We start from the raw sequence: 15,565 nt of genomic DNA, 5'->3' as shown, positions 1-15,565 counted from the left end.
AAAAAAGCACATGAAAACAAAAATAATTGGGGTGATAGTAATGTTTTTCACTATTGTCAGTTCTGCCCAGCAAGATGCTCAATATACCCAATATATGTACAATACGATTGTGGTGAATCCCGCTTATGCCGGATCTCGACAAGCGATGAGTATTTTTGCGTTGCATCGTAACCAATGGGTCGGGGTAGATGGAGCCCCAGTGACGAATTCCTTTTCTATTAATACTCCATTAAATGAAAGTAAAGTAGGACTGGGACTGTCTGTTGTAAATGATAAAATTGGAATTTCTACAGAGAATAATATTGGGGCGGATTTTTCATATACAATCCCTGCATCTGAAAGGTATAAAATCTCTTTTGGAATAAAAGCAAGTGCCAATTTGTTGAGCATAGATTTTAGTAAACTTACATATCAACCTGGCGATCCAAATGCTTATCAAGATAATATCGATAATAAATTTTCTCCGAATATAGGAGTTGGTTTCTATTTACATTCTGATAATAGCTACATCGGAATATCGGCACCGAATTTGATTGAAACCGAACATTTTGATAAATCAGCTACATCAAGTTCTTCAAGCCATGTGGCTACAGAGAAAATCAACTATTATTTGATAGCAGGATATGTATTTGATTTGAGTCCAAGCTTAAAATTAAAACCCTCTTTGGAAACCAAATATGTTCAAGGTGCACCTTTGCAAGTCGATGTGTCGGCTAATTTTATGATGAACGAAAAGTTTGTTGCAGGTCTGGCTTATAGATGGAGTGCTGCTATGAGTGCCATGGTTGGATTCCAGGCAAGCGATTCATGGTTTATTGGATATAGTTATGATTTTGACACCACTGAATTTGCGAAATACAATTCCGGTTCTCACGAAATCTTTTTGCGATACGAATTGTTTAATAAATATGACAAAATTATCTCCCCAAGATTCTTCTAAAACCGACACTTATGAAAATTAAAAAATTACTATATAGTTTGTTCTTGAGTATTTTCTTTTTGCATGGATTTGCCCAAAAATCTACGGTAACCAAAGCCGAAAAAAATTATGATCGTTTTGCTTATGTAGATGCGATAGATAATTATGAAAAAGTTGCCGCAAAAGGGTATCAAGATGAGAAAATGTTTCAAAAATTAGGGAATTCCTATTATTTTAAAGCAGAATTTTCACAAGCTTTAAAGTGGTACGATCAACTTTTTGCGTTATACCCTAATCAAGAGCCAGAGTATTTTTATCGTTATTCCCAGACTTTAAAATCCAATGGTGATTATAGTAAAGCCGATCAAATGCTGGAGCAGTTCAATCAAAAAACTAGTAACGATAAACGAGGAAAACTGTTCAAAGACAATCGAAATTACCTTGACGAAATCAAAGCCAATTCAGGTCGCTTTCAAGTTGTAGATGCTGGGGTAAACTCAGTTTTTTCAGATTATGGAAGTTCAATTTTAGGAAATAAACTGGTGTTTGCATCTGCTAGAGATACAGGAGGAGTCTCTAAGAAAGTATTCAAATGGACTAATAAATCTTTTACAAACCTTTATTGGTCTGAGATTAAACCCGATGGGGAAATGGGAACACCGGAACGATTCGAACGCAAGATTAACTCCAAGTTCAATGAATCAACTCCTATATTTACGCAAGACGGTCAAACGATGTACTTTACCAGAAACAATTTTTTGGAAGGGAAAAGAGGTAGAGATGCCAATAAAAATACTTTACTTAAATTATACAAAGCCACACTCGATCAGGAGGGTCAATGGAGTAATGTTACGGAATTGCCATTCAATAGCAATGAGTATAGTGTAGCACACCCAACGTTGAGCGTTGATGAAAAAACGTTGTATTTTGCTTCGGATATGCCCGGAACATTTGGGCAGTCAGATTTGTTTAGAGTCAAAATAAATGGCGATGGTACTTATGGAGTTCCTGAGAATCTTGGTTCAGAAGTCAATACTGAAGGTAGAGAAACCTTTCCTTTTATCTCCAATGATAACGAATTATATTTTGCCTCTGATGGAAGACCAGGTTTAGGAGGATTAGATGTTTTTGTGGCTCGAATAGGGACAGATAATAGCTTTTATGATATACAGAATGTAGGTGAACCGATTAATAGTACGCAAGATGATTTTGCTTTTTTAATTAACAGCAAAAACAGAAATGGATTTTTTACCTCAAATAGAGAAGGCGGCCAAGGATACGATGATATTTACCGATTTGTGGAGAATAAAAAACTGGCTTGTGAACAAACGCTTTCAGGATTAGTAACCGACTTGGATTCAGGCCAAATTTTGATTAGTGCTCAGATGAGTTTGTTTGATGCTAACTTCAAACCTCTTCAAGTGGTTCAAACGGATGGGCAAGGGCGTTATAGCTTTCCTGTGGATTGCAGTAAAACCTATTATGTAAGAGGGGAGAAAGAGGAGTATCAGACTAATGAAGTTCCTGTTACAACAAAGACGTTCTCTGGTAGTAAAGACCTTCCTGTGGTTTTGGAACGACGTATCAAACCAGTAGGAGTTGGGACTGATTTAGCCAAAACATTGAATATTCCAATTGTTTACTTTGATTTGGACAAATCATCCATTCGTAAAGATGCAGCCTATGAATTGTCCAAAGTATTAGCAGTAATGCAACAATATCCACAGATGAAAATCGAAGTTCGTTCGCATACAGACAGTCGTCAAACGGCTAAGTACAATGATAAATTATCAGATAAGAGAGCTAAAGCCACAGTGGATTGGTTAGTGAATAACGGTATCAATTCGGTTAGATTAATAGGGAATGGTTATGGGGAATCCCAGTTAGTAAATCATTGTTCTGATGGAGTGAAATGCACCGAAGAAGAACATCAAGCCAATAGAAGAAGTGAATTCATCATTGTTTCGATGCATGAATAGTTAATAAGAATTTATGAAAATCAGCTTCTTTGTGAAGTAATTCAGAGATAAGCTTTTTTAGATATACTTAGCGAGTAGTTGATTCTCGTATAATAATATTGGTTTCCAGTTCTATGGTTCTTGGTGTAAAAGGTAGTTCATCTCTATGGGCGTTCATTTCTTCCAATAATAAATTAAAGGACGCAACTCCCATTTCATGACTTGGTTGGTCAACTGAACTTAATTTTGGTGAAATTACTTGGGACATGAACCAATTGCTAAAACCAATTACAGCAATTTGGTGGGGTATTTTAATTTGGTTTTCGTTGCAATATGATATAACACCCGAAGCAGCTAAATCAGTGATAATAAAGATACCGTCTACATCAGGATGTTCCTTTATTATTTGTGCTGTAAAATCGTAACCTTCTTGAAAAGATACTTTGTCACAAGTATAAACAAGGTTTGAATCGTATGGAATGTTGTTTTTTTCTAATGCTTTTTTGTATCCAATAAAACGGTCAATGGAATTTTGCGGATTAAGCGGTCCACGAATATGTGCTATTTTTTTGCATCCGATATTTATTAAATGTTGAACAGCATTAAAACCGGCTTTTTGATCATCTATAATGACTTTAGAACAAGAAGCCAACTTGGTTATCTTATCAAACATTACAAAAGGAATTTTTCTATTTATAATCTGTTGGATGTGATCATCATAATTACTTTCATTGGACAAAGACATCAAGATACCATCAACCCTTTTGTTAATTAATAAATCAACTTGTTTTCTTTCTAAATCAATAGATTCATTTGATTGTAGGATGATAACCAAATAACCATTTTTTTCAGCCTCGTCTATAATGGCGTTAATTACATTCGAAAAAAAATGGTGCATTACCTCTGGAATAATCAAACCTATGGTTTTGGATTCTTTCGTTCGTAAGTTTACGGCAAAACTATTCGGGGTGTAATGTAAATTTTGGGCAAGGTCAATTACCGCCTGTTTGGTTTTGGCACTTACATCTGGATAGTTTTTTAAAGCTTTTGAAACCGTAGTAATTGAAATTCCTAATGTAGTCGCTATTTCTTTAAGAGTAATGTCTTTCATAATTAAAAGAGGCTAAACTAAGTTTAAAATTAAGTTTTGGTGTTTAAAATGCTTCGGCAATATATTAATTATAATCGAATAACCAATTAAGTGGATTCTCTTTCTAAAATAGATGTTCCCAATTCTATAGATTGAAAAACAATAGGCTCATTTCGTTTTTTTGAATTGATTTCATCAAACAAAACCGATGCAGCAACTCTGCCTATTTCAAATCCTGGTTGGTCAACTGTTGACAGTCTCGGAGTGGTTACTTCGGTGACAAATGAATTACAAAAACCAACAATGGCAATTTGTTTTGGCATTGAAATACCTACCTCATTTAAGTACTTGAGAACACCAACTGCAACCATGTCGGTTACAGTAAAAATCCCATCTAAATAAGGGTGTTCAGCAATGGCTTTTATCGCATTTGCATAACCGTCTTCTAAGTCGGTATTGTTGTCACAAACATAAACTAAAGATGGGTCATAAGGAATATTGTGATCTTCAAGTGCTTTCTTGTATCCTAAAAATCGATCAATTGAGTTCTGAGGCATATAAGATCCACGGAAATGCGCAATTTTTTTACGTCCTTTTTTAATTAAGTAAGCGGTTGCATCATAAGCCGCTTTTCTGTCATTTATGGTTACTTTGGAACAATTAACTAATTTGGCAATTTTATCAAAAAGGACTAAAGGGATATTTTGTGCAAGTACGTTTTTTATATGATCAAATTCACCCGTTTCATTGGATAGTGAAATGATAATTCCATCGACTCTTTTGCTTAATAGTAATTCAAGTTGTTTTTTTTCTAATTCTAATTTTTCATTAGATCGTAGAATGATAACTAAATAATTTCTTTTCTCGGCTTCTTCCAATACTCCTTGGAATACTTTAGAGAAAAAATGATAATCCACAGTTGGTATGATTACTCCAATGGTTTTGGACTCTTTGGTTCTAAGGTTTACGGCAAAGCTATTTGGGGTGTAGTTTAGAGAAGTAGCTAAGTCAACTACCATTTTTTTTGTAGCAGGGCTTACATCGGGATAGTTTTTAATCGCTTTTGAAACAGTAGTGATGGAAATACCTAACTGATCAGCGATTTGTTTGAGTGTTGCGTTTTTCATAATAGTAAACCCAGATGTAAAAATCTAATTAAAAAAAACTGTTACTTGAAAAACAAACATACAATTTATTTATTGTATTTCCATTTTTCAAGTAACAGTTTGAAATTGACTTTACTTAAAATATTAAATTGATTTTTTTTTAAATAGTTAATAATCAATTAATAAAAAAAGTATATAATATTATGTTGAGTTTCTATTAAAATTATTTCACTAACTTTTAATTTTTTGTGGGAATTTAAGCAAGTTCTTACCCTAAAAAGGTGCTTCCTTTCTGTAAAAGCATTTTTTTTTGAAGGTAATTTAAATAGTTACCAGCCTTAGAATTTGTTTTTAAACATAGTAACCAAACTATTAACTAAATAAAATAGGGTTTTAAGAGTGTTCAGTCAATTAAAACTCCATAATTTTATCCATCTAAGACTGTGTAACTAAATAATATATTGTATTTAATAAATTAAATTATTCGGCTCCATCTGTTTTGGCTCTTGCCACTGCAAAGTTACCAACTGTTTCGCCAAGAATCAAACCTTTTTCGCAATCACTTCTGTAATGAATGGCTCCAAACATTCTAGAGTCTGATGCTTCTTTGGCCAAAGTCTTGAAATTTTCTGCTTTGGCTGGTAAAATATGAGACAAAACAGTACAGGCTGCTCCACTAAAAGTAGAGTGTCCAGATACATATGCCGGAAAATTTGGAACGCCAGTTGTTGTTTTTATGGACGGATCCATTTGACATGGTCTTGGATTAAAATAAAAATACTTAGCATCCCAGCAACTTATAGCTGCATCCATCATGGAGATGTTTAATAAAGCCATGTTTCTAGCCCATCTTACTTCACTATAGTTTTGTTCTACAAATGCTTCTGAAGCAATGGCATTCCAGTGTCCTGGTGGAGTGTAAGTACCAACACCATCAGCCCAGAAAGTAACAATTTCTTGATGTTTTTTAGAATTGTCTTCGCTGAATGCTTTTATTTCTGCCAATTCTTTTGCAAATTGTTCCGATTTTGTGGAAGGAGGCGGTACTGGACGACTGGCTACAACCATAGCAGGAGTCATCAAGAAAGATTTTACTTTTCCAAACAAAGGTAACATTGGAGGTCTTGCTGGCATTTCTAATGATTTCCAAGGCGTTTCACCTGTTGCCGCAGTTTGTGTTTCGAGCAGAGTCCATAAGTCTTGATTTCCTACAGCAGCCCCAGCCCCATCTGTTGAAGCACGTGCGATAAACTTGGCGGCTATTTTTCGTCCTAAACTTATTCCAGCATCGACATCGCTGCGAACATTGGCTCCACTAATAATACGGTATAGTTTTTCTTCTTCTGCTTTTTCTTGAATGAAAGCAATTTCGGTTGGGAATAATAATTTTAATAATTCAACAGTAACGCCTGCCAAAACAGCATCTTCGCAAGGATAAGATGGTAAACTGCTTTTTGGAATTAAAACAGGTAAAGTTGCATCTACAACAAATGGAGCTGGTCTATTGTATAGTTTTTTGTAATGCCAAGCAGCAATCATTGCGTCATATTGTGCGGCACTTACATAAGCATAAGCCCTGGCAGAATATGGAGGGTTTGAAAATGGAAATTCTGGATTTGCAAAAGGATTTGCGCCAGAAGGAATAGGGTAGGTTCCATCAGGATTTTGAAAAGGTGGGCGATTGTGTTTGGCAACCAGAGTTCTCATGATTTCATTCCAACGCAAGACTCCGCCAGCACTCCAATAGTCAATGATGGCCTGTTGTTCTTTGGTGATATTGGCTTGGTAGCTTTTTATTTCGTTTATTTCTCTAGTGTAGGCTGGTAATGTTGTTGCTATAGGAGCATCTAATGGGAATTCATCGGGAGCGGTTAATAGTATAGGTTTCCATGTTCCGGCAAGTTCGTCTGCGTTTGTTGGGTTTAATCGTGGAAATTGATTATTGCGTTCAGTAATGTCATCATTGCAGGCATAGTTGAATGCTACTAAAAGTATTAAGAGACTTTTTGAAATAGTTATTTGAATTTTATTTTTCATCTTATTTCGCTTTTTTGTTAAAATTGATTACATAAAATGCACCTCCGTAAAAACTAGTTGATTGACCTACGTTTCTGCCGTCAATCACATAATTAGTTCCTCCAATAAAGGCGAGTTCTGGAATCTTTTTTAAAGTGTATTTTATGTTTGTTCCCAATCGTAAAGCATTCATGGTGTTGCTTGGAAACGGCATGTTGTTTTGTGTTATATCAAATCCGCCAGATTGCGTAACCCAATTGTCAATAATTGCTTCTGCAATTAATCGGTCAGAACGATAACCAATTCTACCATTTATGTTGATTACATTAGGCATATCCACTTCATTAGTGTAGTGCATCTCATCAGTGAAATAAGTGTTTCTTTCAATATTGACATTACTTCTGAATAAATAAGCTCCTGAAAGAGTAGCGAAAAATTTCCCTAGCTGATAGTCTCCCATCAATCGAAAGGTGGCTACTTGACTGCCTAAACCTATGCTTAATGGCAAATAATCAACAGCATAGTTGGAAACCGGAGTGGAGTAGCTGCCAATAGTGTATAAAGAGTAAGTAGCATTTTTAATTTTCTTTTCAAAAGGCATGTATTTCACTGTCAAAGAGAGGTCTTGGATGCCTTCTTGTCCTTTCATGGTTCCGGCTGAAGCATTTGTTTTTACATAAGGGATATTAAAAAGAACATTGATTTTGTCCGTAATTCCATAGTTGCCCATTACTCCAATTGATTGAGTAGAGACCGTTCCTAAATTCAAATTTTCTCTTTTATTAGTTCCTTCCCAATACTTATCCCAACTGCTGTATTGGTAAACGGAACCAACGCAGAATCGGTTTTTGCTCATCATAATCGCATCAATCTCTGTTTGAGCATTTGCAAAAAAAGTGCCTAGTAAAAAGCAACCTAAATAAATTTTCTTCATGTTTTAATTCTTTTTTAAATCTTATAAATTAACTGTTACGTGTTTTTTCTTTCCAAGTCCAAATCGATAATAGTATCCCACATTAAAGGAATAATCGGCAAAAGCAGCGTCGCCTTGTACGTGAACGTATTTACTAGGATCGGTTATTTTAGAGTTTGCTAAATCTTGTGTAGCAATATCTGCTGCACTTTGAATACGGTTTTTTACAATGTTGTAAGGAATGAATAAACTAAAACCATGATGGCCTAATGTATAAGCAAAACCATATTCTACTGCTATTACATAACCAGGGCGACGGTAGGCAACTTGTCCTCCAAAGGCATCGTATGCAGGGATTCCTTCGATACGTCCTGCTAGGGAAACATTGAAGTTTTGATTTTTGTCAACAGCGACCATCAATCCTCCACGAGCAAAATATTGATCAGGACAGGCATATATTTCATATCCTTCTAAACCTGGCTTTGGGGCGGATTTGAATGTACCGTTAGATTCCTTTGGATTGAATAAATAATATCCATTGGCAAAACCGTAAAGACGATCAGTTAGTTTTCTAAAAAGTTGAAGTTCTGATATAATACCGACTCCGCCATCTCCAGGTTGGATAGCCTGATCCATTACAACACTTTGTATGCTTCCGTCCGTTTGAGGCGCATTGTCCATTTCGTCATGGCTACCATTGTTTAGCTTTACTCCTAAACCTACCATGATATTTCCTTTTGGCATTTTTGCGGGATCAAATATCCAAAAATTAGCACTCAAACGAATATCAGCTATTCCATCTGCATATACACTATAGCGATAATTTTTGGTTGTTGGGTTTTGTTTTAAAACCTGGGAGCGTTCATTGTTGACATAAGGTAATGTGGCGTTCAATTGAATGCGGTTGGTTAAGCCGTAAGAAATGTTGAAATCAATAGCGTGTGAATAAATGTTCACGGCATTACCACGTTCGTTTCCGTTTTCGTCCAATCCTCCTCCAGTGGTTTGTCTTTGCGGTTGCTCTTCTTTGCCAACAAAATGTCTCCAAGAGTGGAAGTAACGATAATTTCCACCTACTTGAAAATCACCCTTGTTTAAATTATAGGAGTTGGTTAACGTCATATTTAGTCCTCCCATTTGTCGTACAGCTACACAACCTTGAGCATTGATTTTTTGAGACTGAAAGGCCGTGAAAAATGATAGTATTAGGGTAAATGTAATATATATAGTAGGGTTTGATTTTTTCAAAATTTTGATTTTACTTGTTTAGTTTTGGACCTATGTGATTTATGGAACAGGTTTGTTTTGAACAAAAATGTTTTGTGTGAACTAAAAATAATTTTAGCTCAAATCGATAGGCTTTTTGATTTTTTAAGTTGGAAAGAAAAAAGGGAGAACCGTAAATTTGAGTTTGCTAACAATTAAATCCTAAAATGCGAAAATGGAAATTGTTTGAATCCAATTAATCGAATATTTTAAATATGTCCATCCAGAATAATTTCATTCATCACAATTGATGATTGATCATGAAAAGATTTATAATAAATACGAATAATTGGTAATCTCAAATAGAAGTAGTCTTTGCCTTTTTTCTATAAATAAGAAAAACTAAACTAAGTCTGGCGGAGAGTAAAATGAAGGTACAAATCCAGCATGCAATTTCTCATTTGAAAAAGAAATTAAAGGGATTGATTTGAAATCTGTAGTATTATTGATTGTAATAGATTCTGGATATTGTATAAAATAATCTACCGTAAAAGACTTAACGATTTTTTTTGAAGCTCCTTTATTTTCATTGCTAGAATTGAAAAGTTGCATATCAACTATGTTTTCAATCTCTTGGGTTGATAAGGAAGAATTAACATTAGGTAGATAATACAAATTAAGAATATTGTCCTTGATTTGTTTTTTGAAAATATGGTAACTCTTATTGTTGATTGAAATATTTTCATTTACATATTCTAATTCCGTATCATCTGCAAAAGTATATAATGAAGCGTTTAGGCGAATTACCTTAAATTCAGGGTCTGGAATTTTTTTCATAGCAGTTACCCATTCCTGCTCTTGGTCAAAAGCAAAAAGCATACGATATCCCAATGCATTGTAAAACAATGTTACAATTAGTGTTGTGAATAGTAATATGTAGGCTATTTTTTTCATTCGTTCCAAAAATAACAATTAATATTGATTGTTGTTAATTAAAATAAAAAATTAAGAAATAATTTTTAATATGTTAAAAAATAAGTTAATTTATTTTGTTATTTGTTTTTAAATGTGTTTTTTTGGTTTGTTTGATTGCATTTTCGCAAATTGATTTTTAATATTTATGCTTAAAATTTATAATTAAGACTCATTTAGTGCCAAAACAAGTGCCTCAAAAGGTCTTAATTCATTTGTTTTGTTTGAAGTTGAATAATTGTTAAGTAATATGGTTGATTTTTCTAGATTATAGCCACAATTATACTTTGCATTTTCTGATGAAAAATTAAGTAGAATAATTATTTTTTCAGCTTCATATGCTCTTAAATAAATATAAACTTTAGAGTTGTTTTCGTCTAATAAAGTATAGCTTCCATAAACTAATGTTGGTTCTTGTTTGCGTAATTGAACAAGTTTTCTAAAATAGTTTAAAGTTGAATCTGGATCTTTTTCTTGAACTTCGGCATTAATCGTTTCATAATTGGGATTTACTTTTAGCCAAGGTTTGCCATCTGAAAAACCTGCATTTTTTGATCTGTCCCATTGCATCGGTGTTCTTGAATTTTCTCGTGAAGCTTGTTTTTGTTCTTCAAGGAAAGCCTTCAAATCTCCGTTTTCGTTTTGTAAAGCGATGTATTTATTTTTCGTGTCGATATCATTGTAATCATCAATGTTGTCAAAACGAATATTGACCATTCCTAATTCATCTCCTTGAAAATAATAAGGTGTCCCTCTCATCGTGACGACAAATGTGGAAAGCATTTTGGAACATACTTCCCTAAATTCGGGAGCATCATTCCCAAATTTACTCACCATTCTGGGCTGATCGTGATTCGCCAAGAAAATGGAAAGCCATCCTTTTTCTTTGAATCCTTCATCCCATCTGGAATATAATTTTTTGTAGTTTACAAACCCATATTCGTCCAAGTGTTTGCCAATTTCAACGCCTTCCAGATGATAGGCCATACTCAGTTCATTTCGGTCTGGATCTACAAAAAGCATTGCTTCTTCGGGTGAAGCGCCTGCGCCTTCAGAGACGGTCATGACTTCGTATTTACTCAAAACTTCGCGATTCATTTCCTGAATGTATTCGTGTAAGTGTGGTCCTCTTCCATAAAATTTCATAATTTCGGGGATATTACCCAAAATCTCAGATGGCAATTCTGGGAAAGAATCATCCTTCGAAATAAACTGAAACGCATCCATTCGAAATCCATCAATACCTTTGTCCAACCAAAAACGCATTACTTGATATAATTCCTGACGTACTTTTGGATTGTTCCAGTTGAGATCAGGTTGCTTTTGTGAAAAATAATGCAAGTAATAAGCATCGGTAGTTTCGTTATATTTCCAGGCATTGCTGTTTACGTCAAACCAACTCCATCGATAGGGAGGAATTCCTTTTTCGGCTGGCCACCAGTAATAATAATCGCGATAAAGATTGTCTCTAGATTTTCTGCTTTCCTGAAACCAAAAATGTTCATCGCTACTGTGATTGAATACCAAATCCATGATGAGTTTGATTCCACGTTCTTGCAACCCTTTCGTCAGTAAATCAAAATCTTCCATAGTGCCAAAATCGGCTAGAATTGAGCAATAATCACTTACATCATATCCATTGTCATCATTGGGAGATTCATAAATGGGATTAATCCAAATGGCATCAATCCCTAAACTTTCTAGGTAATCCAATTTGGAGATAATACCCTTTAAATCGCCAATTCCATCACCATTACTGTCTTTGAAACTTCGAGGATATATTTGATAGATTACGGCTTCTTTCCACCATTTTTTATCAATTTTTGAAATTATGTTGCTTGAGGGCGTATTCAAAATAAAATGATTTTAATAATTAATTTTAAAGCTGATAAATAACGGCTTCGTAAGGTCGCAATTCTTCCGTTTTTGAAGAGGTTGCATAATTATTCATAACTACTTTTGCTTTTGAGACGTTGATTCCAGTTTTTGCGGAAGCATTTTTCGAAGTAAAATTCAAAAGGATTAGTAATTTTTTACCATTCAATTCTCTAGTGTAAGCAAAGATAGCAGGATTGTTTTCGTCAACCAATTCAAATTTTCCATAAATCAATGTGGGTTCCTTTTTACGTAATTGGACTAATTTTCTAAAATAATTCAATGTCGAATTAGGATCCTTTTCTTGTTGGGCAGCATTTACGATAGTATAATTTGGATTGACTTTAAGCCAAGGTGTCCCGGTTGTAAAACCTGCATTTTGTAGTGCATCCCATTGGAAAGGAGTTCTGCCATTTTCTCTGGAGGTTTGCTTTTGCTCTTCCAAAAAAGCCTTCAAATCACCACCTTTATTTTTTAAGGCAATATATTTATTGCGAGTGTCAAGGTCATGATAGTCATCAATAGTATTGAAACGGATATTGTCCATCCCTAATTCATCGCCATAGTAATAATAGGGAGTTCCTCGCATAGTCATTACAAAAGTGGAAAGCATTTTGGATGAAATTGCTCTAAATTCTGGGGAATCATTACCAAATTTACTCACCATTCTCGGCTGATCATGATTGGCGAGAAAAATAGCGAGCCAGCCTTTGTCCTTAAATTCTTGGTCATATCGAGAAAAAATAGCTTTGTATTTGACTAATCCAAAATCACTTACATGTTTTCCAATATCTACACTTTCAAAATGATAGGCCATATTTAATTCTTTTCGAGCAGGATCAACAAAAAGCATGGCGTCCTCGGGAGAACTTCCAGCACCTTCGGCAACGGTCATAATATCGTATTTGCTAAAAACTTCTTTATTCATTTCTTGCAAATAATCATGTAAATGGGGTCCTACTCCGTAGTATTTTATAATGTCTTTTTCATATCCTTTTGGTAGTTCTGGCCAAGTAGTGTCTTTGGCAGCAAACTGAAAAGCATCCATTCGAAAGCCATCAATGCCTTTGTCAAGCCACCAACGCATCATCTCATAAATGTCTTCTCGGACTTTTGGGTTTTCCCAGTTGAGGTCGGGTTGTTTTTGAGAAAAATAATGAAGGTAATACGAATTGGTTTGAGGATCGTATTTCCAAGCATCACTATTTACATCAAAAAAGCTCCATCTGTAAGGTGGTTTTCCTTTTTCGGCAGGCCACCAATGGTAATAATCTCGGTACTTATTATCTCTGGAGCTTCTGGATTGTTTGAACCATTCGTGTTCGTCACTGCTGTGATTTACCACTAAATCCATGATGAGTTTGATGCCACGTTTGTGCATTTCTTTCAACATGAGATCAAAATCTTCCATGGTTCCAAAGTCTTTCATAATGGCTCTATAGTCGCTCACATCATAACCATTATCATCGTTTGGTGAAGCATAAATAGGGTTGAGCCAAACGGCATCAATACCTAGACTTTTTATGTAATCCAGTTTAGAAATAATCCCTTTCAAATCTCCAACACCATCTCCGTCACTGTCCTTAAAACTGCGAGGATAGATTTGATACACCACGGCTTCTTTCCACCATTTCGGGTCTACATTTTTTAATAGTAATGTTTTATTGTCTTGAGCAGTAAGAGTTGTAGATGAGAATAGGATTAAACCTAAGCATAAAAATAAAAAGAGATTTAACTTCATATTTATTTTAGTTTTAAAGTTGGTAAAGAATCGCTTCATACGGTCTAAGTTCTTCCGTTTTTGATGGCGTTGCGTAATTGTTGATTAAAATTTTGGCTTTCGAAATGTTGATTCCGGTATTTGCGGAAGCATTTTTAGCGCTAAAATTTAATAGCACTAATACTTTCTTGCCGTCTAATTCTCTGGTGTAGGCATATACATTTGGATTGTCTTTGTCCAAAAGAGTGTATTTTCCATAAACCAAGACAAGATTGTTTTTACGTAATTTTACCATTTTTCTAAAATAATTCAACACTGAGTTGGGGTCTTTATCTTGAGCTTCGGCATTCAAAGTTGTATGATTGTCATTTACTTTTAACCAAGGAGTTCCAGTGGTAAACCCACCATTGGTTGAATTATTCCATTGAAAAGGCGTTCTTCCATTATCTCTTGCGCCACCTGTTTTTTGATCTTCAATGAATTGTTTTAAATCGCCACCTGCATTTTTTACTTTTTCGTATTCTGCAAAAACTTCAATATCACGATAATCTTCAATTTTGTCAAACTTGGCATTCACCATTCCGATTTCGTCTCCGTTATAATAATAAGGAGTTCCTCTCATCGAGAGCAAAAAGGTAGTCAGTAGTTTAGAGGAATAATCATGAAATTCAGGAGAATCATTTCCCCATCGGGTTGCCATTCTAGGTTGGTCGTGATTGCCTAAGTAGATGGTTCCCCAGCCTTTCGTTTGGTATACAGCATCCCAATCGGAGTAGATTTTTTTGAAATCGACTAAGGAGTATGGTCCCGCTTTTTTGAAATAACCAGGGACATACCCCAAATTGGTTCCTTCAAAATGATATCCCATATTCAATTCTTTTCTGTCGGCATCCACAAAATTCAACGCTGTTGAGGTAAGCATTCCTGCGCCTTCGGCCAATGACATGCAATCGTATTTACTCAAAACTTCACGATTCATTTCTTGAAGGTATTCGTGTAAATGCGGCCCGCTTCCCATATAAACGTCCCAACGGCCATGATAGTTTTTGTCTAATTCTGCTTGAGTGATTACTGGAAAACTTGGATCTTTGGAAATAAAAGGAATCACATCCATTCGAAATCCATCAATGCCTTTATCTAGCCACCAGCGCATCATGCTGTAAATTTCTTGTCTTACCTTTGGGTTTTCCCAATTCAAATCAGGTTGTTTGAAATTGAAATAATGCAAATAGTAGGAATCTGTGGTTTTGTCGTATCTCCAACCGCTTCCATCAGCTTCAAATGCTCCTGGGCGAAAGGCAGGTTTCCCTTTTTCGGCTGGCCACCAATGGTAATAATCCCGGTATGGATTGTCACGAGATTTACGACTTTCTTGAAACCATTTGTGTTCGTCACTGCTGTGATTTACAACTAAATCCATGACTAATTTGATGCCTCGTTCATGCATTCCTTTTAATAAAGCATCAAAATCCTGCATTGTGCCAAATTCTTTCATAATATTTTGATAATCGGAAATATCATAACCGTTATCGGCATTTGGGGAACTATAAATTGGATTCAGCCAAATGATATCAACACCTAAACTTTTGAGGTAATCCAATTTGGAAATAATTCCTTTCAAATCGCCTACACCATCTCCATCAGAGTCTTTGAAACTACGTGGATAAATTTGGTAAACGACTGCTTCTTTCCACCATTTTCGGTCTATCGGCGCTGTTTTTTCTTGTGCAGTCATGGTGTTGCAAATGATAGTGAGTAACATAAGCAAAAGTGTGGTGTGTTTTTTCATT

The 15,565-nt window shown here is 35.1% G+C and carries 11 protein-coding genes; 2 read left to right on the top strand and 9 right to left on the bottom strand.

Annotated features, from left to right (window positions below):
- Positions 1-10 precede the first annotated feature (10 nt).
- Complete coding sequence (locus C8C85_RS05710; RefSeq protein ID WP_116798391.1) at positions 11-940, top strand: type IX secretion system membrane protein PorP/SprF; 930 nt, start codon at positions 11-13, stop codon at positions 938-940.
- An 11-nt stretch (positions 941-951) separates the two neighbouring features.
- The gene (locus C8C85_RS05705) at positions 952-2,898 is read left to right on the top strand and encodes an OmpA family protein (RefSeq protein ID WP_116796212.1); all 1,947 of its coding nucleotides are present in this window, start codon (positions 952-954) and stop codon (positions 2,896-2,898) included.
- Positions 2,899-2,965: 67 nt separating this feature from the next.
- On the opposite strand, the gene C8C85_RS05700 is transcribed toward C8C85_RS05705, so the two are convergent.
- The 9 genes from C8C85_RS05700 to C8C85_RS05660 form a co-directional block, all read right to left on the bottom strand.
- A complete protein-coding gene (locus C8C85_RS05700) occupies positions 2,966-3,988 on the bottom strand; it encodes a LacI family DNA-binding transcriptional regulator (RefSeq protein ID WP_116796211.1) in 1,023 nt (340 codons plus the stop codon).
- 86 nt (positions 3,989-4,074) lie between these two features.
- The gene (locus C8C85_RS05695) at positions 4,075-5,094 is read right to left on the bottom strand and encodes a LacI family DNA-binding transcriptional regulator (RefSeq protein WP_116796210.1); all 1,020 of its coding nucleotides are present in this window, start codon (positions 5,092-5,094) and stop codon (positions 4,075-4,077) included.
- Between the two features lie 459 nt (positions 5,095-5,553).
- Positions 5,554-7,110 (bottom strand): phosphatase PAP2 family protein, encoded by a 1,557-nt coding sequence (locus C8C85_RS05690; protein ID WP_116796209.1) that lies wholly within the window; start codon positions 7,108-7,110, stop codon positions 5,554-5,556.
- Between the two features lies 1 nt (position 7,111).
- Positions 7,112-8,023, bottom strand: coding sequence for a hypothetical protein (locus tag C8C85_RS05685; protein ID WP_116796208.1), 912 nt, complete (start codon positions 8,021-8,023; stop codon positions 7,112-7,114).
- Positions 8,024-8,044: 21 nt separating this feature from the next.
- A complete protein-coding gene (locus C8C85_RS05680; RefSeq protein ID WP_133243372.1) occupies positions 8,045-9,250 on the bottom strand; it encodes a hypothetical protein in 1,206 nt (401 codons plus the stop codon).
- Positions 9,251-9,610: 360 nt separating this feature from the next.
- A complete protein-coding gene (locus tag C8C85_RS05675; RefSeq protein WP_116796206.1) occupies positions 9,611-10,162 on the bottom strand; it encodes a hypothetical protein in 552 nt (183 codons plus the stop codon).
- A 183-nt stretch (positions 10,163-10,345) separates the two neighbouring features.
- Entirely contained in the window at positions 10,346-12,034 is a 1,689-nt protein-coding gene (locus C8C85_RS05670) for a glycoside hydrolase family 13 protein (protein WP_243412068.1), read from the bottom strand.
- Between the two features lie 25 nt (positions 12,035-12,059).
- Complete coding sequence (locus C8C85_RS05665; protein WP_116796204.1) at positions 12,060-13,796, bottom strand: glycoside hydrolase family 13 protein; 1,737 nt, start codon at positions 13,794-13,796, stop codon at positions 12,060-12,062.
- Positions 13,797-13,809: 13 nt separating this feature from the next.
- Positions 13,810-15,564 carry a glycoside hydrolase family 13 protein gene (locus C8C85_RS05660; protein WP_116796203.1) on the bottom strand — a complete coding sequence of 585 codons (1,755 nt, stop codon included), beginning with the start codon at positions 15,562-15,564 and terminating at the stop codon, positions 13,810-13,812.
- Between the last annotated feature and the right edge of the window lies 1 nt (position 15,565).

The sequence above is a fragment of the Flavobacterium sp. 103 genome, assembly GCF_003096795.1.
GTDB lineage: Bacteria > Bacteroidota > Bacteroidia > Flavobacteriales > Flavobacteriaceae > Flavobacterium.
The sequence above is the reverse complement of the archived record's forward strand: the minus strand, read 5'-3'. Positions and strand labels throughout refer to the sequence as shown.